We start from the raw sequence: 20,049 nt of genomic DNA, 5'->3' as shown, positions 1-20,049 counted from the left end.
GGTTTCAGTCTTTTTTGGCTCCGTGCGCCTGCTGATCGGCATGGTACGACGAGCGCACCAGCGGGCCTGAGGCGATGTTCTTGAAGCCCATCTTCATCCCCTCTTCGGCAAACCAGGCGAAGGTGTCGGGATGAACGAAGCGCTGCACCGGGAGGTGGTTACGCGAAGGCTGCAGGTACTGCCCCAGGGTCAGCATGTCGATATCGTGCTCGCGCATGCGGTGCATGACCTCGATGACCTCCTCGTCGGTCTCGCCGAGGCCGAGCATCAGTCCCGACTTGGTCGGCACGCCCGGCACGCGCTGCTTGAACTTCTCCAGAAGATCCAGTGACCACTCGAAATCCGAGCCCGGCCGCGACGACTTGTATAGCCGCGGTACGGTCTCCAGATTGTGGTTGAACACATCCGGCGGCTCGCTGGCAGTGATATCCAAAGCGATATCCATGCGCCCACGGTAGTCGGGCACCAGGGTTTCCAGCTGGATCGACGGCGACAGCTTGCGAATCTCGCGCAGGCAATCGGCAAAGTGCTGGGCGCCACCGTCGCGCAGATCGTCGCGATCCACCGAGGTGATGACCACGTACTTCAGGCGCATGTCGGCGATGGCCTGGGCCAGGTTCTTCGGCTCATCCGGGTCCAGCGCATTCGGCCGGCCGTGGCCGACGTCGCAGAACGGGCAGCGTCGGGTGCAGATGTCGCCCATGATCATGAAGGTCGCGGTTCCGCTGGAGAAGCACTCGCCCAGGTTGGGACAGGAGGCTTCCTCGCAGACGCTGTGCAGTTTGTGCTTGCGCAGGGTCTGCTTGATCTGGTCGACCTCCGGGGAAACCGGAATGCGCACGCGAATCCAGTCCGGCTTCTTCGGCAGCTCATCGGTGGGGATGATCTTCACCGGAATCCGCGCAACCTTCTCGGCACCACGCAGTTTGACGCCAGCCTCTACCTTGGCCGGGCGCTTGCCTGCCGTTTCTACACTACTCATATGCTTCGATTCCGCCCGCGAGGGTCTTCTGTTGCGCGTATCCGAGCTGCCGGACCAGATGACCACGCAGTCGATCGGCCACTTCAGAGATGTTGATCGGCCCGATCAGGTCACGCAGCTGGGTCATGGGCAGCCCTGCATAACCGCAGGGGTTGATGCGCCGGAAAGGTTCGAGATCCATGTCCACGTTCAGCGCCAGGCCGTGGAAGGAACGGCCATTGCGAATGCGCAGGCCCAGAGACGCGATCTTCGCACCGTTGACGTAAACGCCCGGCGCATCCGCTTTGGCAGCCGCCTCGATGCCATAGCTGGCGAGCAGATCGATCAGGCTCTGCTCGATACGACTCACCAGCTCGCGCACACCGATACCGAGTCGGCGCACATCGAGCAACAGATAACCAACCAGTTGGCCGGGCCCGTGATAGGTCACCTGACCGCCTCGATCCACCTGCACTACCGGAATTTCGCCAGGGAACAGCAGGTGCTCGGCCTTACCGGCCTGGCCCTGAGTGAATACGGGCGGGTGCTGCAGCAGCCAGATTTCGTCGCCACTGTCTGCATCGCGCGTGTTGGTGAAGTGCTGCATGGCCTGCCAGGCAGTCCGGTACTCGATCTGGCCGAGCTCACGCACGCCCACTTCGAGGGTCATCACAGCACCATGTGAACACGGCCAGTGGCGCGCAGGTCGACGTGAATGGCCTGCAGCTGCTCTACGCCGGTGGCGGTGATCAGCACCTGCAGCGAAAGGAATCGCCCGTTGCGGCTGTCGCGGGTGACGACGGTGGTTTCGTCGAAATCCGGCGCGTGGCGCTGGATGACTTCGATCACGACCTCACGGAAGCCTTCGCCAGCGTCGCCGATCACCTTGATCGGGTAGCGCTCGCAGGGGAAGTCAATCTTGGGTGCTGCGACATCTTGGTTATCGGTCATGGGCGTAACGGACTCGTGATCCGCACGTGCGCCGCGGCGGGATCAGCCGCGGTGCACTCGCGCGTGGTCAGTTGAACAGGCTGTAGAAGAAGAGGCGAATGCTATCCCAAAACCGGCGGAACAGCCCACCCTCTTCGATGGTTTCCAGCGCCACCAGATCGGTGCTGCGGACGACCTTGTCCTCCAGCTTGACCTCGACCTTGCCGATGACGTCACCCTGCTGGATCGGTGCGGTGAGTGTGCCGTTGAAGCTCATGACCGCTTGCAGCTTCTCTGCCTGACCACGCGGCAGGGTCATGGTCAGGTCCTGTGCCAGGCCCGCCTTAAGCTTGTCCTGCTGGCCTTTCCACACCTGCGCCTGAGCCAGCTCGGTGCCCTTCTGGTAGAAGGTGCGGGTCTCGAAGAAGCGGAAGCCATAGGTCAGCAGCTTCTGGGTCTCTGCCGCGCGGGCCTGCTCGCTGTCGGTACCGAACACCACCGAGATCAGGCGCATGTTGTCACGCACGGCAGAGGCCACCAGGCAGTAGCCGGCCTCTTCGGTATGACCGGTTTTCAGGCCGTCGACGGTCTTGTCGCGCCACAGCAACAGGTTGCGGTTGGGCTGCTTGATGTTGTTCCAGAAGAACTCTTTCTGCGCGTAGATGGCGTAGTGCGCCGGGTCTTCGTAGATGATCGCGCGAGCCAGCTTGGCCATGTCGTTGGCCGAGGAATAATGATCCGGGTCCGGCAGGCCGGTGGCATTCATGAAATGGCTGTTGGTCATGCCCAGGCGCTGAGCCGTGCTGTTCATCAGGTCGGCAAAGGCCTCTTCGCTGCCGGCGATGTGCTCGGCCATGGCGACGCTGGCGTCGTTGCCCGACTGAATGATGATGCCATGCAGCAGATCGTCGACCGAGACCTGCGTGTTGACCTGGATGAACATCCGCGAGCCGCCGGTACGCCAGGCCTTCTCGCTCACCGTGACCATGTCGCTGTCGCTGATCTGACCCTTCTGGATTTCCAGGGTGGCGATGTAGGCGGTCATCAGCTTGGTCAGGCTCGCTGGCGGCAGGCGCTCGTCACCGTTGTGCTCGACCAGTACCTCGCCGCTGGCCGCGTCCATCAGCATGTAGGACTTGGCCGCCAGCTGCGGGGCGGACGGTACGATCTGCGCTGCCCAGACGGTCGGGGTGACCGTCAGCACTGCCAGGACTATGAAGCGTTGCACGAGGCTGGTGATGTTCATCCGAATCTCAAATTAGTCAGGTAAAACGAAGGCAAGGTTTGCAGCGATCAGTCAGCGGCAACGCGCCGCGGCTGTCCGAGGTTGGCCAGGCGTACGCTCTCTTCGAGCTGCATGGCCTCATCCGGTGTGTCGATGGGTCCCAGGCGCACGCGGTGCAGGGTCTGCTGGTTGTGTACCACCGAGCTGATGAACACCGGGGCAGAGACCACGCCGCTCAGCTTGTCCTTGAGCAACTGCGCTGCATCCGGATTGGCGAAGGCGCCAACCTGGAGAAACAGGCCAGAGGCTGCGGGCGAAGCGTTTTTTTTTGCATCGACTTCCAGCGGCACCGTGGCCGCAGCGTGCTGCTGGGGCGGCGGCGTGTACTGTTCGATCGGCTGCGCGACATTGCTGGCGGGCTTGCTCGCAACCATCTCCGGCTGCGCCATCATCGTCGGCACCGGTCGGCCCTGGTCGGCCCACCATTGCTGAGGGTCGATGCCTTCGACCTTTACCCGCGCCGTTCCACTCTCGGCATAGCCGAGCTTCTTCGCCGCGGCGAAAGACAGATCGATGATCCGATCGGAGTAGAACGGACCACGGTCATTGACGCGCAAGACCACGGTGCGCCCGTTATCCAGATTGGTGACCTTGACGTAGGTGGGCAAGGGCAGCGTCTTGTGCGCCGCGCTCATGCCATAAAGGTCGTACTTCTCGCCGTTGGCGGTGGGCTGGCCGTGAAACTTGGTGCCATACCAGGATGCCGTCCCGGTAGCCGAATAACGTCGACCATCGCTGATTGGAAAGTAGGTCTTGCCCAGCACCGTATAGGGATTGGCCTTGTAACGGCCGTAATGCGGCATCGGCGTGGCATCGGGGATCTGCGAAACGTCGACGTCCCACCAGGGCGCGCCGTCCTTGTGCGGACGGCTGTAGTCGCCGGGACCACTGATACCGGTACTCTTGCTTGGTGCACTGCTCGGTGTCGGCGTCGATGAGCAGCTCGCCAGCAGCGCCCCGGCGACACCCAGCGCGACCAGCCTTGTCCAGATCACGGTCATTGTTCGCCTCGCGCTTCGGCCAGCAGCTGGGACAGCTGATGCACGGCCATCGCATACATCACGCTACGGTTGTAGCGGGTAATGACATAGAAATTCGGCAGGCCCAGCCAGTACTCATCACCCTCTGCGCCATCCAGGCGGAAAGCAGTAATGGCCGTATCGTCGGCCACCGACTTGTCGAACTGCCAGCCCAGGCTACGCATTTCGCCGGCATTCTTCTGCGACTCCAGGCCGACGGTCAGCCCTTCTTCATAACGCTCGCCGCCTACCTTGGCCCGTGCCACCACCGGCTCGCCCGCAGCCCAGCCATGTTGCTTGAAGTAGCTGGCCGCACTGCCGATGGCATCGGTGGGGTTGTTCCAGATATCGATGTGCCCGTCACCGTCGAAATCCACCGCGTAGGCGCGGAAGCTGCTCGGCATGAACTGCGGCAGTCCCATCGCACCCGCGTAGGAGCCCTTGAGCGTAAGCGGGTCGACCTGCTCCTCACGGGTCAGCAGCAGGAACTCCTTGAGCTGCTGACGGAAAAACGGCTGACGCGGAGGGTAATCGAAGCCCAGCGTCGACAGCGCATCGATCACCCGATGGCTACCGGTATTGCGGCCGTAGAAGGTTTCCACGCCGATGATCGCAACGATGATTTCCGCCGGCACGCCGTATTCGGTTTCCGCACGAGTCAGCGCGGCTTCGTTCTCCCGCCAGAAATCGACGCCCTGGGCGATGCGCGAGTCGGTGAGGAAGATAGGTCGGTATTCCTTCCACGGCTTGACCCGCTCCGCAGGACGCGAAATGGCATCGAGAATCGCCTGCTTGCGCTCGGCCTGCTTGAACAGATCACGCAGCTGCTCGTCGGCAAATCCATAGTCGCGGGTCATCTCCGCGATGAACTCGTCCACGTTGGCGCCGGTGTAATCGGCCGCCTGCAGCGGCAGGCTTCCCAGCACAGCGCCGGCCAAAGCCACGCCCCCTAGCATCCGCGCCATCCAGCCACGCCGTAATGAAGTCAACAAATTCACTCTCGTCAAACCTGCGCGATCCACTTGCGATGGGTGTGGATCGACATCAAAACCCCGAACCCTGACAGCAGGGTCACCAATGAAGTTCCGCCATAACTAATGAAGGGCAATGGCACCCCCACCACCGGCAACAGCCCACTGACCATACCGATATTGACGAAAACGTAAACAAAGAAGGTCATCGTCAGCGCACCGGCCAGCAATTTTCCAAACAGCGTTTGCGCCTGCACGGTGATAACAAGGCCGCGGGTGATCAGCAGACCATACACCAGCAGCAGCAGGCAGACGCCGACCAGGCCGAACTCTTCAGCGAGCACGGCGATGATAAAGTCCGTGTGGCTTTCCGGCAAAAAATCCAGGTGCGACTGCGTGCCTGCCAGCCAGCCCTTGCCGAACACCCCACCCGAACCGATCGCCGCCTTCGACTGGATGATGTTCCAGCCAGTGCCCAGCGGATCGCTTTCCGGATCGAGAAACGTCAGTACTCGCTGCTTCTGGTAGTTGTGCAGTACGAAGTACCACATTGCCACAGCGATGGGCACGATCGCCGTGACCGCGCCAATGATCCAGCGCCAACGCAGGCCGCCGATGAACAGGACGAATGCGCCGGAGGCGAGAATCAGCAGCGACGTGCCCAGATCCGGCTGTTTGAGGATCAGCACGAAGGGCACGAGGATCAGCGACAGACTGATCGCAGTGTGCTTGATGCTCGGCGGCAGGCTGCGCGAGGACAGATACCAGGCGATGGTCATCGGCATGATGATCTTCATGAACTCCGACGGCTGGAAGCGGATCACCCCCGGAATGTTGATCCAGCGGGTGGCGCCCATCGCTGTATGGCCGACGACCTCGACCGCCACCAGCAGCGCTACCACAGCGAGATAGCCCAGCGGTACCCAGCGCGCCATGAAGCGTGGCTCGAACTGTGCAATGACCAGCATTGCACCCAGGCCGAGGCCGAAGGACGTCGCCTGCTTGATGACCAGATCCCAGTTCTTGCCGCTGGCCGAATAGAGAATGAACAGGCTGCCCGCCGCCAGCATCAGCAGCAGCACCAGCAGCAGCCCGTCGATATGCAGGCGCTGCAACAGGCTGGCGCGACGCCGCAGTACGTCCTCGCGCGACAGGGTTCGGTCGAAATTGCCGCTCATGGCTTCTTCCCTTCGGCGGTCAGCGGCGGGGCGAACTCGGGCTTGAGCACGCCCTCCTCGTTCAGCAGCCAGGCGTCCATGACCTGCTTGGCCACCGGCGCGGCGACGCCCGAACCGGATTCGCCGTTCTCGACCATCACCGCCACGGCGATCTGCGGGTCATGCACCGGGGCGAAGGCGACGAACAGCGCATGGTCCCGATGGCGTTCGGCCAGCTTGGCACTGTCGTATTTCTCGCCCTGGCGGATCGCGACCACCTGGGCGGTACCGCTCTTGCCGGCAATACGATACGCCGCGCTGTCACCGACCTTCCTTGCCGTACCCCGCGCGCCATGCAGAACCTGCTCCATGCCGTGGGTCGCGTAGTCCCAGAAGCGCGGATCGCGAAGCTGGATGTCCGGAACCGGATCATGGTCCACCGGCGCTTCACTACCGACGCTGCGCGCCAGATGCGGCCGAATCCACTTGCCGCGGGTCGCCACTAGCGCCGTGGCCTGGGCCAGCTGCAGCGGCGTGGCCTGCATGTAACCCTGGCCGATACCGAGAATCACTGTTTCACCGGGATACCAGGGCTGGCGATAGCGCGCCCGTTTCCAGTCGCGCGACGGCATCAGGCCCGCCGTCTCCTCGTGCATGTCCAGGGATACGCGCTGCCCCAGGCCGAAGCGGGTCATGTATTCGTGCATGCGATCGACGCCCAGCTTGTGGGCCATGTCGTAGAAGTAGGTGTCGTTGGAGCGGGCGATGGCCAGGTCCAGGTCCACCCAGCCGTCGCCGTTGCGGTTCCAGTTGCGGTACTTGTGCTTCACGTTCGGCAGTTGGAAAAAGCCCGGATCGAACACGCGACTGCTCGGCGTGATCACGCCCGCATCGAGGCCGGCAACGGCCATCATTGGCTTGATGGTCGAGCCGGGCGGGTAAAGGCCTCGCAGCACACGGTTGAACAACGGACGATCAATAGAGTCGCGCAGTTCACCGTAATCCTTGAAGCTGATACCGGTGACGAACAGGTTGGGGTTGAAGCTCGGCTGACTGACCATCGCCACCACCTCGCCAGTGCTCGGCAGCAGCGCGACGATTGCACCGCGACGACCACCGAGCGCCGCTTCTGCGGCCTCCTGCAGGTCGAGATCGAGCGACAGCGTGATGTCCTTGCCCGGTATCGGATCGGTACGCTTGAGCACGCGCAAGACCCTGCCGCGGGCATTGGTTTCGACCTCTTCGTAGCCAACCTGGCCGTGCAGCTCGTCCTCGTAGAATTTCTCGATACCGGTCTTGCCGACATGGTGCGTGCCGCTGTAATTGACCGGGTCGAGTTGCTTGAGCTCTTGCTCGTTGATTCGCCCGACATAGCCTACCGAGTGCGCGAAGTGCGGACCCTGCGGGTAATGCCGGACCAGCTGCGCCGCCACCTCGACCCCAGGCAGGCGGAACTGATTCACGGCAATGCGCGCAATCTGCTCCTCGGACAGCTCATACATGATCGGTACCGGCTCGAATGGCCGGCGCCCCTGCAACACGCGTTTCTCGAACAGCCCACGCTCTTCCTCGCTGAGCTCCAGCACCTCGACCACGCCATCGAGCACAGTCTTCCAGTCGCCGGCGCGTTCGCGGGTGACGGTCAGGCTGAAGCTGGGGCGGTTGTCGGCGATAACCCTGCCCTTGCGGTCGAAGATCAATCCGCGATTGGGCGGAATCGGCTGAACGTGGACGCGGTTGTTCTCCGACAGCGTCGAATGGTGCTCGAACTGCACCACCTGCAGGTAGTACATCCGCGACACCAGCACACCGATCAACAGCAACACGAACGCAAGGCCGACGATGACGCGCCGGCGCACCAGCACGGCGTCCTTCTCGTGATCCTTGAGTTGAATCGGTTGCGGCATCTTGAAGGGGTTCGCGGACTACTTGTGATAGGGATGACCGGACAGCAGCGTCCAGGCGCGGTAGATCTGTTCGCCGATCAGGATTCGCACCAGCGGATGAGGCAGGGTCAGCGGCGACAGCGACCAGCGTTGCTCGCTGCGCGCGCAAACCTCGGGTGCCAGCCCTTCCGGACCGCCGACCATGAGGTTGACGTTGCGTGCATCGAGCCGCCAGCGCTCGATTTCCGCCGCCAGCTGCTCGGTGCTCCACGGCTTGCCATGTACTTCGAGCGTGACAATGCGCTCGCCTGGCTGAACCTTGCCCAGCATGGCCTCGCCTTCCTGGCGAATCAACCGCGCCACGTCGGCGTTCTTGCCACGGGTATTGAGCGCGATCTCATGCAGCTCCAGCGGTAGTTCGGACGGCAGGCGCTTGGCATATTCCTGCCAACCATCCTCGACCCAACGTGGCATCTTCGAGCCGACCGCAATCAGCTTGATACGCACGGCTTATTCCGGGTCGTGAGCGTGCTGCGCGCGGCTCTGCTCGGCGCCCTGCCAGAGACGTTCCAGATCGTAGAACTGGCGGGTCGGCACCTGCATCACATGGACGACGACATCGCCCAGGTCGAGCAACGCCCACTCACCGCCTTCGAGGCCCTCGCTGCCAAGCGGGCGAACGCCCTGCTCCTTGACCTGCTCCAGCACGTTTTCGACGAGCGACTTGACGTGCCGGCTGGAACTGCCGCTGGCGATGATCATGTAATCGGTGACACTGGTCTTGCCGCGCACATCGATGGTGGTGATGTCCTGGCCTTTCAGATCTTCCAGGGCGGCAACCGCCAGCTGGACCAACTCTTCAGTTTGCATAACGTGAAAACAACCTCAGTTCGACGCCCGGTACAGTCCGTGCGCGTTGATATAAGCCAGTACGGCATCGGGAACCAGGAATCGGACCGACTTGCCGCTGGCCAGCAATTGGCGAATCTGTGTGGCAGACACTTCCAACGGTGTCTGCCAGACGAAGGCAATCTGCCCGCTGCCCCCGCAAAGCACCTGGGGATCGGGCACGCTGCGTGCGGCGAGCAGATCGCGCAGCACCTGCGGCGCCTCGCTGCCGGCATCCGGGCGTTGCAGGACGAGGATATGGCAATAGTCGAGCAGCTCTTCCCAGCGATGCCAGGTTGGCAGGCCGCAGAAGGCATCCCAGCCCACCACCAGCAACAACTGATCCTCCTCGCCCAGCTCGGCGCGCAGGGAAATCAGCGTGTCGATGGTGTAGGACGGCTTCTCCCGCTCCAGCTCACGAGCGTCCACACAAAGTGGCGGCAGGTCTTGCACCGCCAGGCGAACCATTGCCAGGCGATCCTGCGCCGAGCAATTGGGGGTGTCACGGTGCGGCGGACGCGCGTTGGGTATCAGCCGCAGCTCGTCGAGATCGAACATCTCGGCCACTTCCAGCGCCCCGCGCAAGTGACCGATGTGTACCGGATCGAAGGTGCCGCCGAGTATACCGATGCGCCGGGCGCCGCTGCCTTGGCTCATCAGGTACGGACGTGGCCGTCGCCAAACACCACGTACTTCTCGCTGGTCAGCCCTTCCAGACCGACCGGACCACGGGCATGAAGCTTGTCAGTGGAGATGCCGATCTCCGCGCCCAGGCCATACTCGAAGCCATCGGCGAAACGCGTCGAGGCGTTGACCATCACCGAAGCGGAGTCCACCTCGGTGAGGAAGCGCCGGGCATCGGTGAAATTCTCGGTGACGATCGCGTCGGTGTGTTGCGAGCCGTAGCGATTAATGTGCTCGATGGCGGTATCCAGCGAATCGACGATGCGGATCGACAGGATCGGTGCGTTGTACTCGGTGGACCAGTCTTCTTCGCTGGCCTCCAGCACATCGCCGCCAAGCAGCGCCTGGGTTCGCGCACAGCCACGCAACTCAACGCCCTTCTCGCGATAGATGGCCGCCAGTGCCGGCAGCACCCGATCGGCGATGCCCTGGTGAACCAGCAGCGTCTCCATGGTGTTGCACGGCGCGAAGCGCTGGGTCTTGGCGTTGTCGGCGACGCGAACGGCCTTGTCCACGTCCGCCGCCACGTCGATGTAGACATGGCAAATGCCGTCCAGGTGCTTGATCACCGGTACCCGGGCGTCGCGGCTGATGCGTTCGATCAGACCCTTGCCGCCGCGCGGCACGATCACATCGACGTATTCCGGCATGCTGATCAGCGCGCCGACCGCGGCCCGGTCAGTGGTCTCCACGACCTGCACCGCCGCTGCCGGCAGCCCGGCTTCGGCCAGGCCAAGCTGGATGCAGCGGGCGATGGCCTGATTGGAATGGATCGCCTCGGAACCACCGCGCAGGATGGTCGCATTGCCCGACTTCAGGCACAGGCTGGCGGCGTCGATGGTCACGTTCGGCCGCGACTCGTAGATGATCCCGACCACGCCCAGCGGCACGCGCATCTTGCCGACCTGAATGCCCGAAGGCATGTAGCGCATGTCGCGAATCTCGCCGATCGGGTCCGGCAGCGCGGCGACCTGGCGCAGCCCTTCGATCATGCCGTCGATCACCTTGGGCGTCAGCGCAAGACGATCGAGCATCGCCGCGTCCAGACCGTTGGCGCGGCCACCGGCAAGGTCCCGCTCGTTGGCACTGACCAACTCGTCGCGGGCTGCGTCGAGCGCGGCGGCGGCGGCCTGCAGGGCACGGTTCTTCTGCGCCGTGCTGGCGCGCGCAAGCACCCGCGAGGCCTCGCGCGCGGCGCGGCCCAGGCGGTTCATGTAATCGAGTACGGACTCGGTCATGGATCTAGCTGGCCTGACTGAAGGGAAAGCGGCTGATTATAGCCACCCCGACCGCCCGCGCACAGCGGCGCCGGGCGAAAGGCGCTCGAATGCATGCGCGGACAGCGCTACGAACCAGCCAGCACGGCGCAGTATCCTCGCGCCGAGGAAACCCACCACCCTTTCGTCAGGTCGAAAGGCGATCTCGATTCAAGGAAATTCGCATGAGCCAGTGGCTCGACACCCTTACCCAATGGCTCGCCAGTCACCCGCAATGGTTGGGCCTGGCAGTACTGGTCCTCGCCTGCATGGAATGCCTGGCAGTTATCGGACTGATCATTCCGGGCACCGTTCTCATGTTTGCCGTCGCCATGCTTGCTGGCAGCGGCATACTGACGCTTGGGGAAACCCTGCTGCTGGGCTTTATCGGCGGACTGATCGGCGACCTGCTTTCCTATGCCCTCGGTCGACGCTATCACCAGGGCATTCGCAGCTTGCGAGGCCTGCGCGACCATCCCGAGTGGCTGATGCAGGCCGAGCACTACTTTCAGCGCTACGGCGTAGCCAGCCTGCTGGTAGGCCGCTTCATCGGCCCGCTGCGTCCCATGCTGCCGATGACCGCCGGCATGCTCGACATGCCGTTCGGACGCTTCCTGCTGGTCAGCCTGTGTGCTGCCGCCGGCTGGTCGATGGCCTATCTGCTGCCCGGCTGGAGCGCCGGAGCCGCCATCCGCCTGCCGCTGGAGGAGGGTTTTTGGAGCGAAGCCGGGATAGTGGTCGGCGCGCTGCTGACGCTGATCGCGGCAACTGCATTCGGCAGCCTGCGCGGCTTGCGTTGGGTAAGCGCACTGTCGGCCGGCCTCGGCGTTGCCATCCTGCTCGGTTTGTTTTTCGGCTGGCCGCACCTGAAGGAACTCGACGAAGGCCTGCTGGCAGTGATCCAGGGCGCACGCAGCACCACCTTCGACCGCATCATGGTGATCGTCACCCGCGCCGGCGACTTTCACACCCAACTGTGGGCCGCGGTATTGCTATGTTTGCTGCTTCTGGTCGCACGCCAATGGCGCGCCGCCCTGTTCGCCATTCTCACGCTGCTGGGCACGGCCCTGGCCAACGGCGCCCTTAAGGCCACCTTTGCTCGCGTTCGTCCGGAAGTGCTGATGGAGCCGCTGAGCAGCTACAGTTTTCCCAGCGGGCACAGCTCAGCGGCGTTTGCCTTCTTCCTCACCCTCGGCGTGCTCGCCGGTCGCGGCCAGCCACCGCGCCTGCGCCTTGCCTGGCTGGTCCTCGCCAGCCTGCCGGCGACGGCGATCGCACTCTCGCGGGTCTATCTCGGTGTGCACTGGACCACCGACGTCACGGCTGGCGCCCTGTTGGCCGCAAGCATCTGCGCCGCCAGCCTGACCCTGGTGCAATGGCGCAGCCCGCTGCACGCAATGGCACCGAGAGTCTGGTGGCTGATCCTGCCGGCCTGTCTGGGCCTGCTCGGCGCATTCAGCGTCTGGGCCCTGCCGACGGCGATGCAGATGTATCGGTATCAGTGATTGCTCCCTCAAGCGTGTGATCCGAAATTTTTTTCTGGTGCGAACCAGGAATGTGCGAGGCGTCGTTGCGTATGTCGCGCCACCGGCGGAAAGTCCGCACCTTGGCAGAGCAGCCTTCCGCCGTTGAGTTTCGGATAACTCAATAACTGTCCAGGGACCAGGATATTCCGATGCGCGAGTCACGCCTTCTAACTTTCAGCACCCACGATGCCTTAGAGCTTTCCTACCGCCATTGGCCCGCGCTTTCGTCCACAGGGCCTACAAGGCGGGCCGTCGTCATGTTCCATCGCGGACATGAGCATTCCGGCCGGCTGGCCCACCTCGTTGATGAGCTCGACCTTCCTGACTGCGATTTCTTTGCCTGGGATGCGCGCGGGCACGGTCTGTCGCCTGGCACCCGTGGAGACAGCCCGAGCTTCGCGACGAGCGTACGAGACGTGCAGACGTTCATTGATCACATCGGCTCTATGCACTGCATCAAAGAGGAAGACCTGGCAATTGTTGCGCAAAGTGTAGGGGCGGTAGTTATTGCGACATGGGCCCACGACTATGCGCCCAAAGTTCGGGCGCTGGTGCTGGCGTCACCGGCGTTCAAGGTAAAGCTGTATGTACCATTCGCACGGACAGGCCTAAGGCTAATACGAGCGTTTCGCGGCAACTTCTTCGTCGACAGCTACGTCAAGGCCCGCTTCCTGACGCACGATCCCGCGCGGATTCAGAGCTATCAGCAGGATCCGCTCATCACCAAGGCCATTTCCGTCAATATGCTCCTTGGGCTGCATGAAGCGGCGCGGCGCGTGGTTGCAGATGCGCAGGCGATCCAGATCCCAACTCAGCTCTTTATCTCAGGCGCAGACTTCGTCGTAGAACACAAACCACAAGTAACTTTTTTCGAAAGACTTGGCAGCTTACGAAAAGAAAAACACGTTCTGCCGGGTTTCTTTCACGACACGCTCGGCGAGCGAGATCGTAATCGGGCAGTAAGCCAGGCCCACCGCTTCATTCGTCATAATTTCGATATGCCAATGGCGCCCCCATCGCTCCTCGATGCGGACCGAATAGGTCCGATGTGTGCGGAAGCAGAAGCACTGGCTGCCCCTGTAGCTCCGAATTCCGTGGAAGGATGTTATTGGCGCGCCATGCGTGCGGGAATGCGCCTTGGCGCCCGGCTTTCTCACGGACTGAAGCTCGGTTTCGAAGCGGGTTTCGATTCCGGCAGCACTCTCGATTACGTCTACAGAAACGAACCAGCAGGGCTGACTGCGCTGGGGCGCAAGATTGACCAGCTTTATTTGAACTCCATAGGCTGGCGTGCAATACGTCCGAGAAAAAGGCATGTAGAAGAGCTGTTACGTGGGGCGATGAGCCGCCTGCGAAGCGCCGATCAGCCAGTACATATCGTGGACATCGCCGCCGGCCATGGCCGCTACATTCTCGAGGCAATACAGGACCTCGAAGAACGCCCTGCCTCGATTCTCCTGCGCGATTACAGCGATATCAATGTACGCGACGGCAGTGCCCTGATCCGGGCAAAGGGTTTCGAAGAGGTCGCTCGATTCATCAAGGCAGACGCATTCGATCAGGCGGATCTGGCCGCACTCTCGCCGCGCCCCACGCTTGTAGTGGTATCGGGTCTCTACGAGTTGTTCGGCGACAACCAGATGATCGGCCGCTCTCTTGCCGGCGTCGCCGATGCGCTGCAACCGGGCGGCTACATCGTATACACCGGACAACCCTGGCACCCACAGCTGAAGCTCATAGCCCGAGCGCTGACCAGTCACCGAGATGGGCAGGCATGGGTGATGCGACGGCGTACCCAAGCGGAGATTGACCAACTGGTAGCAGCGGCAGGTTTGGTAAAAATCACGCAGCGTATCGACGACTGGGGGATCTTTACGGTGTCGTTGGCACAAAAACCCTACTGACGACCTTCTCTAGCGACACCAAGGTTGGCCAGTGCGGCGCTAGGTCACGCTGGCGAACACACGGGGGCGACACGCCTTACGCCCCGTCCTGCAATTGCTCGAGCAGGCTTTGAATCTGCTCGAGCTGCGACGCTGGCTCGTCCAGCCCCAGCAATTCGATCTTCTGCTCCGCATCGAATGGCAACAGGTAGGCCAGCTGACTGGCCAGAGCTGCCTGATCACTCACCGCGCCGCCCAGCCCCAGGGTTTTCACCATCGGATGCTGACCCAGCGCGGCGAGCAGTACGACGAGGTCGGCGTGCTGCTCGGCCAATGGTTGGCTGTCGGCTTCGCTGCGCCAGGCGACCTGGGCGACGGCCAACTGGTCACGCAGTACTTCGAACGATTGCACATCGAAGCGCCGCCCGCCTTCGACCCGGATACCCAACAGGCCGTTGGGCAGCTGTTGCCAGTCGCGAATCAGCGCTTCGCAACCGACATGAGAGAACGCCGCCGGTGCTGCGCCAACCTCCTTGCCATCCAGAATGTGCACCACGCCAAAGCCATGCCCGGCCTTGAGGCACTGGCTGACCATGTCGAGATAGCGTGCCTCGAATATCTGCAGGTCGAGAAAACAACCGGGGAACAGCACGGTATCCAGCGGGAACAACGGCAATCTCATGGCGACTCCATCACAGCAGCAAGGCAACCACCAGCGGCAACAGCACCGCAGTCATTACCCCCATCAGGCTCATGGCCAGGGCCGCGAACGCACCGCATTCGTCGCTTTCCTGCAGCGCCTGCGCGGTGCCCACGGCGTGGGCGGTCAGCCCGAGCGCAATGCCGCGGGCCGCAGGATGCTGAACGCCAAACCGGCGCAACAGTTCCGGACCGCAAATCGCGCCGAGCACGCCGGTGATCATCACGAACACCGCCGCCAGCGCCACCACACCGCCGATCTGCTCGGCCACCAGCATGGCGATCGGCGAAGTGACCGACTTCGGCGCCAGGGTCATCAGGATCATGTCATCCGCGCCGAAAGCCCAAGCCAGGGCCATGCCCAGCGCCGTGGCAAACACACCGGCGACCAGCAAAGTGATCACGATCGGGCCGAACAACTCGCGAATCCGCCGCAGGTTCAGGTACAGCGGCACGGCCAGCGCAACGGTAGCCGGCCCCAGCAGCAGCGTCAGCCACTGCGCACTGATGCGGTATTCGTCATAGTCGATACCACATAGCAGGAGGATGCCGACGATCAGCGTCATCGACACTAGAACCGGCTGCAGGAATACCCAGCGGGTCTTCTCATACGCCGCATACGCCAGCTGGAAGACAGCCAGGGTAATAGCCACACCGAACAGCGGATGATGGATCAGCGCCTCCCAAGCGGCCTGCCAGTGCAGTTCGATCATGCGCCCTCCTGCTGACGCTGCTTGCGCCGGATCAGCGTCTGCATCAGCCAGCCGGTGAAGACCAGCGAGACCAGCAGCGAAATTACCAGCACGCCAACGATGGCCCAGAAGTCATCAAGGATCGCCTCCGTATAGGCCATCACCCCAACCGCCGGCGGTACCAGCAGCAGCGGCAGGTAGCGCAACAGGCTGCTCGCCGCCAGCTGCAGCGATTCGCTGGCCCGGCCGCGCGCCAGCAGGCCGGCGAACAGCAGCACCATCCCGATGATAGGGCCCGGCAGCATGGGCAGGAACAGCACATTGAGGACGGTGCCGAGCAACTGGAATGCGACCAGCCAGGTCAGGCCTCTGAGCAGCATGGGAGCCTCCCGCAAAATTGCGACAGTATAAAGGGCAACGCCGGCAGGCGCCCGCGCTGCGCTATGACGGGCCATTCGCGGTGCCGATGCTGGTTTGCGGCGACACCTGCCCGTGCTGATCTAGAGCTGTAAATGACGCAGAGCCAGCCGGCCGCTTCGGGCCCGGCACTGCCCCTCTCTAGTCAGACTGCACATCACTGCAGCCATACAAGAACAATCAGGAGGACACATGCCACAGGTACCCGTCGCACAGCTCAAGGATTACATCGGCAAGGAACTGGGCCACTCCGAGTGGCTGACCGTCGATCAGCAGCGCGTCAATCAGTTCGCCGACTGCACCGGCGATCACCAGTTCATCCACATCGATGCCGAAAAAGCCGCGCAAACACCGTTCGGCGGCACCATCGCCCATGGTTTCCTGTCGCTGTCGTTGCTGCCGATGTTGTCTGGCGACCTTATGGTCGTGCCGGAAGGCACGCGGATGGGCGTCAACTATGGGCTGGACAGCCTGCGCTTCATCCAGCCGGTGAGGGTCGGCTCGCGGGTGCGTCTGGGACTGACGCTGATCGATGCCTACGAGAAGAATCCCGGGCAATGGCTGCTCAAGGCGCGCGCGGTGATGGAGATCGAAGGCTCGGAAAAACCGGCCTATATCGCCGAAACCCTGGCGCTGTGCGTCCTCTGAGCGCCAACCCTGCGCGATTGTCGCAGCCCGCTCCGTTTGCGGCATACTGCGGACGTCCTGCCTGAGCGGATGTCCGCATGCTGCGTCTTCTACCCTTCCTGTTACTTGGTCTGCTCACCGCCTGCGGCGAGGGCGAGCCTCTCACCCCTGCCGATGGAGTGCTGCCGGACGGCGGCCGCTATCGCGGCGAAATCGTCGAGGGCTTGCTGCAGGGCGGCGGTCGTATCGACTACCCGAACGGCAGCTACTACCTCGGCCAATTCAAGGACGGCCAGTGGCATGGCCTGGGCACCTGGCAAAGCGCAACAGGCGATCGCTACGAGGGTGAGTTCAGGCACGGCTTGTTCGACGGCATGGGCCGTTTCAGCTATATCGAGGGTGGCGTCTACGAGGGCGAATTCCAGGCCGGACGCATGCATGGCCACGGGCGCTTCAGCCAGGACGGCACGGTCTACGAAGGCGAGTTTCGCAACAACCTCTACCACGGCCAGGGCAGCCTGGAATATGCCGACGGCTTCAGTCATCGAGGGCAGTTCAGCAAAGGCCAGCCGGATGGACCGGGCACCCGCAGCGACGCCAATGGTCAACTCAGCGGGCATTTCAACGCGGGCAACCTGAACGGCGAAGGCAGCTTTTCGACCGAGCATGGCGAGCGCTACAGCGGCCACTTCGAGAACGATCAGTTTCATGGCCAGGGACGCTACGAGGACAGCGAGGGCAACGCCTGGAACGGCACCTTCGTCCACGGCGAACTGAGCGGCACCGGCACTTATGTCGCCAGCGATGGCAGCCGCTACAGCGGGCAGTTTCGCAACTGGCGCTACCACGGCCAGGGCCGTCTCGATCGCGCAGACGGCAGCTTCTATACCGGCGGTTTCCGCCACGGACACTTCGCCGGCGAGGGCGTACTGACCCAGGCCGACGGCACCGAGCTGCGCGGCAGCTGGCGTAATGACCGACGCGTCCGCGACGAGCAGGCACACGCGCTATCGGACCCGCTCGAGCTCGCCCTGCTGGAACAAGGCTCACTGCTCGAGCGTGCGATCAGTGCGCTACCGCCATCCAGCCCTGCCCAGGACCTCTATACGCTGACCGTGGCCGGCGATGGCCGGCAGAGCGTGTTCATGCGCGAAACCGATTACGTACAGAAGCTGCTCGCCGAGCGTTTCGCCGCCCATGGCCAACTCAGCCTGGTCAACCACCGCGACCATCTCGTCGACCGGCCGCTGGCGACCCGGGAGAACCTGACCCGAGCGATTCGCACGCTGGCCGAACGCAGTGGCGAGGAAGACCTGATCTTTCTCTATTTCACCAGCCACGGTTCGGCGGACCACGAACTGGTGCTGAACCAGCCGCGTCTTTCGCTGGACGACCTGCCGGCAGCGGATCTGGCGCAACTGCTCGCGCCGCTCGCCAAGCGCAAGGTCATCCTGGTGATCTCGGCCTGCTATTCCGGCGGTTTCATCGAGCCATTGAAGAACGAGCAGACGCTGATCATGACCGCCGCCCGCGCCGACCGGGTGTCCTTCGGCTGCTCCGAGCAGAGCGACTTCACCTACTTCGGCCGCGCGCTGTTCGCCGAAGCGCTGCAGGAAACCGACGATATCGTGCAGGCCTTCACGCTGGCCGCAGCAAAAGTTGCCGAACGCGAGCAGGCCGACGACTATCAGGCATCGGAACCGCAAATTTGGGCGCCGGAAGCGGTCGTCCAACGCTGGCAGGAGCTGCGGCAGCGGCGTGCCACCCAATGATCGCCACAGGAGCAAGACCATGTATTTGACGCCACAGCGCATTCTGCTTGCCGGCGCCACCGGACTCACTGGCGAGCACCTGCTCGATCGCCTGCTCAACGAACCCACCGTCGAACGCGTGCTGGCGCCCACACGCAGACCATTGGCGGCCCATCAGCGCCTGGAAAACCCGGTCGGAGAGCTGCTGGCGTTGCTGCCAACGCTGGGCGGCGAGATCGACACGGCCTTCTGCTGCCTGGGCAGCACGCTAAAGCAGGCCGGTGGCCAGGAGGCGTTCCGCGCCATCGATCATGATCTGGTGCTGGCGTTTGCCCGCTGGGCTAAGGAGATGGGCGCGCGTCACCTGCTGGTGATCAGCTCGCTGGGGGCCAACCCGGACAGTTCGATCTTCTACCTCAAGGTCAAAGGCGAAATGGAGGCGGCATTGCAGCAGCAGGACTGGCCACAGCTGACCATCGCCCGCCCCTCTCAACTGATCGGCCCACGCCTGGAGCCGCGGTTGAGCGAACGCATCGCGGCGCCCCTGTCGCAGCTGCTGCCGGGCAAGTACCACGGCATCGAGACCTGCACCCTGGCCCGGGCGCTGTGGCGACTGGCGCTGGAGGAAGGCGACGGCATGCGCATCGTCGAATCGGACGAGCTGCGCAAGCTGGGGAAATAACTGTCGGCGCCTCGCCAGAAGGCGCCGATTGACCACTGGATGCACGACGCTGCGGCCTCACTCTCACGATGATCATCAGTGACGCAGGGTGGATGTCGCTTTTTACATCCACCTGGCCTCGTCGGTGGATCGGTGAAGCGTCATCCACCCTACGATCCGCAAACGCGTCAGGCGTTAACGCCCCTTTCAGACCCTGATGAAATGCTCGCGGTAATGCCGCAGCTCGGCGATGGAATCACGGATGTCGTCGAGCGCCAGGTGCGTGCCGCTCTTCTTGAAGCCTTCCATGATCTGCGGCGCCCAACGCGCGGCCAGCTCCTTGAGCGTGGAGACATCCAGGTTGCGGTAGTGGAAGTAGGCCTCGAGCGTCGGCATCTGCCGGTAGAGGAAGCGGCGGTCCTGGCAGATGCTGTTGCCGCAGATAGGCGACTTGCCTTTGGGCACCCACTGCTCGAGGAAGGCCAGCGTCGCCTGCTCGGCCTCGGCGGTGGAAATCCTGCTCTCACGCACGCGCTGTGTCAGGCCCGAGCCGCCGTGCTGACGGGTGTTCCACTCATCCATGCGCGCCAGTGTTTCATCGCTCTGGTGTACCGCGATCACCGGCCCCTCGGCCAGCACGTTGAGCTGACTGTCGGTGACGATGGTCGCCATCTCGATGATGACGTCGTTGTCCGGATCCAGACCGGTCATTTCCAGGTCGATCCAGATCAGGTTCTGCGGGTTCTGCATGGCGGG

The 20,049-nt window shown here is 63.1% G+C and carries 21 protein-coding genes; 5 read left to right on the top strand and 16 right to left on the bottom strand.

All coding sequences use genetic code 11. The annotated features are described in order from the left end of the window. Window positions 1-4: 4 nt before the first annotated feature. The 12 genes from lipA to BM275_RS10585 all read right to left on the bottom strand — a co-directional run bounded on the left by lipA (window position 5) and on the right by BM275_RS10585 (window position 11,019). Window positions 5-982, bottom strand: coding sequence for a lipoyl synthase (lipA, locus tag BM275_RS10640; protein ID WP_041015898.1), 978 nt, complete (start codon window positions 980-982; stop codon window positions 5-7). After that, complete coding sequence (gene lipB, locus BM275_RS10635; protein ID WP_090521081.1) at window positions 975-1,631, bottom strand: lipoyl(octanoyl) transferase LipB; 657 nt, start codon at window positions 1,629-1,631, stop codon at window positions 975-977. Before lipB ends, lipA begins: the two co-directional genes overlap by 8 nt. Then, entirely contained in the window at window positions 1,631-1,912 is a 282-nt protein-coding gene (locus BM275_RS10630) for a DUF493 domain-containing protein (RefSeq protein ID WP_041015896.1), read from the bottom strand. Before BM275_RS10630 ends, lipB begins: the two co-directional genes overlap by 1 nt. A gap of 67 nt (window positions 1,913-1,979) precedes the next feature. Then, window positions 1,980-3,137 (bottom strand): D-alanyl-D-alanine carboxypeptidase family protein, encoded by a 1,158-nt coding sequence (locus tag BM275_RS10625; protein ID WP_014818959.1) that lies wholly within the window; start codon window positions 3,135-3,137, stop codon window positions 1,980-1,982. Window positions 3,138-3,184: 47 nt separating this feature from the next. After that, window positions 3,185-4,177, bottom strand: a complete 993-nt coding sequence (locus tag BM275_RS10620) for a septal ring lytic transglycosylase RlpA family protein (protein ID WP_014818958.1) — start codon at window positions 4,175-4,177, stop codon at window positions 3,185-3,187. Then, a complete protein-coding gene (gene mltB, locus BM275_RS10615; RefSeq protein WP_041015894.1) occupies window positions 4,174-5,151 on the bottom strand; it encodes a lytic murein transglycosylase B in 978 nt (325 codons plus the stop codon). Before mltB ends, BM275_RS10620 begins: the two co-directional genes overlap by 4 nt. Before the next feature lie 47 nt (window positions 5,152-5,198). Continuing rightward, window positions 5,199-6,344 (bottom strand): rod shape-determining protein RodA, encoded by a 1,146-nt coding sequence (rodA, locus tag BM275_RS10610; RefSeq protein WP_023444920.1) that lies wholly within the window; start codon window positions 6,342-6,344, stop codon window positions 5,199-5,201. Beyond that, entirely contained in the window at window positions 6,341-8,230 is a 1,890-nt protein-coding gene (gene mrdA / locus BM275_RS10605; protein WP_090521079.1) for a penicillin-binding protein 2, read from the bottom strand. Before mrdA ends, rodA begins: the two co-directional genes overlap by 4 nt. Window positions 8,231-8,248: 18 nt before the next feature. Further along, window positions 8,249-8,716 (bottom strand): 23S rRNA (pseudouridine(1915)-N(3))-methyltransferase RlmH, encoded by a 468-nt coding sequence (gene rlmH, locus BM275_RS10600; RefSeq protein WP_014818954.1) that lies wholly within the window; start codon window positions 8,714-8,716, stop codon window positions 8,249-8,251. Between the two features lie 3 nt (window positions 8,717-8,719). Continuing rightward, window positions 8,720-9,079, bottom strand: coding sequence for a ribosome silencing factor (rsfS, locus tag BM275_RS10595; protein ID WP_014818953.1), 360 nt, complete (start codon window positions 9,077-9,079; stop codon window positions 8,720-8,722). A gap of 15 nt (window positions 9,080-9,094) precedes the next feature. Continuing rightward, window positions 9,095-9,754, bottom strand: a complete 660-nt coding sequence (gene nadD, locus BM275_RS10590) for a nicotinate-nucleotide adenylyltransferase (RefSeq protein WP_014818952.1) — start codon at window positions 9,752-9,754, stop codon at window positions 9,095-9,097. Beyond that, window positions 9,754-11,019, bottom strand: a complete 1,266-nt coding sequence (locus tag BM275_RS10585; protein ID WP_090521077.1) for a glutamate-5-semialdehyde dehydrogenase — start codon at window positions 11,017-11,019, stop codon at window positions 9,754-9,756. The genes nadD and BM275_RS10585 overlap by 1 nt, the downstream gene beginning before the upstream one ends. Before the next feature lie 203 nt (window positions 11,020-11,222). Here BM275_RS10585 and BM275_RS10580 point away from each other — a divergent pair, with 203 nt between their 5' ends. Continuing rightward, window positions 11,223-12,542, top strand: a complete 1,320-nt coding sequence (locus BM275_RS10580; RefSeq protein WP_090521075.1) for a bifunctional DedA family/phosphatase PAP2 family protein — start codon at window positions 11,223-11,225, stop codon at window positions 12,540-12,542. 170 nt (window positions 12,543-12,712) lie between these two features. Continuing rightward, a complete protein-coding gene (locus BM275_RS10575) occupies window positions 12,713-14,467 on the top strand; it encodes a bifunctional alpha/beta hydrolase/class I SAM-dependent methyltransferase (RefSeq protein WP_090521073.1) in 1,755 nt (584 codons plus the stop codon). Window positions 14,468-14,543: 76 nt separating this feature from the next. Here the strand turns inward: BM275_RS10575 and BM275_RS10570 are convergent, their stop codons facing one another. Genes BM275_RS10570 through BM275_RS10560 form a run of 3 tightly spaced genes read right to left on the bottom strand, consistent with a single transcriptional unit; the run spans window position 14,544 to window position 16,217 of the window. Continuing rightward, window positions 14,544-15,128, bottom strand: coding sequence for an LON peptidase substrate-binding domain-containing protein (locus tag BM275_RS10570; RefSeq protein ID WP_090521072.1), 585 nt, complete (start codon window positions 15,126-15,128; stop codon window positions 14,544-14,546). A gap of 10 nt (window positions 15,129-15,138) precedes the next feature. After that, the gene (locus BM275_RS10565) at window positions 15,139-15,858 is read right to left on the bottom strand and encodes an LrgB family protein (protein WP_090521070.1); all 720 of its coding nucleotides are present in this window, start codon (window positions 15,856-15,858) and stop codon (window positions 15,139-15,141) included. Then, a complete protein-coding gene (locus BM275_RS10560) occupies window positions 15,855-16,217 on the bottom strand; it encodes a CidA/LrgA family protein (protein WP_014818946.1) in 363 nt (120 codons plus the stop codon). Before BM275_RS10560 ends, BM275_RS10565 begins: the two co-directional genes overlap by 4 nt. Window positions 16,218-16,446: 229 nt before the next feature. On the opposite strand from BM275_RS10560, the gene BM275_RS10555 reads away from it, so the two are divergent. The 3 genes from BM275_RS10555 (at window position 16,447) to BM275_RS10545 (ending at window position 19,314) form a co-directional block, all read left to right on the top strand. Next, on the top strand, window positions 16,447-16,902 hold the full coding sequence (locus BM275_RS10555) for a MaoC family dehydratase (protein ID WP_003301687.1): 456 nt from the start codon (window positions 16,447-16,449) through the stop codon (window positions 16,900-16,902). Between the two features lie 77 nt (window positions 16,903-16,979). Next, window positions 16,980-18,653: a C13 family peptidase gene (locus BM275_RS10550; protein ID WP_090521068.1), complete on the top strand. Its 1,674-nt coding sequence runs from the start codon at window positions 16,980-16,982 to the stop codon at window positions 18,651-18,653. A 19-nt stretch (window positions 18,654-18,672) separates the two neighbouring features. Beyond that, on the top strand, window positions 18,673-19,314 hold the full coding sequence (locus BM275_RS10545; RefSeq protein WP_090521066.1) for an oxidoreductase: 642 nt from the start codon (window positions 18,673-18,675) through the stop codon (window positions 19,312-19,314). Between the two features lie 186 nt (window positions 19,315-19,500). On the opposite strand, the gene orn is transcribed toward BM275_RS10545, so the two are convergent. Next, window positions 19,501-20,043, bottom strand: coding sequence for an oligoribonuclease (gene orn, locus BM275_RS10540; RefSeq protein ID WP_090521065.1), 543 nt, complete (start codon window positions 20,041-20,043; stop codon window positions 19,501-19,503). Window positions 20,044-20,049: the final 6 nt, after the last annotated feature.

This window comes from Stutzerimonas kunmingensis, from assembly GCF_900114065.1.
In the GTDB taxonomy this organism is placed as follows: Bacteria; Pseudomonadota; Gammaproteobacteria; order Pseudomonadales; family Pseudomonadaceae; genus Stutzerimonas; species Stutzerimonas kunmingensis.
The sequence above is the reverse complement of the archived record's forward strand: the minus strand, read 5'-3'. Positions and strand labels throughout refer to the sequence as shown.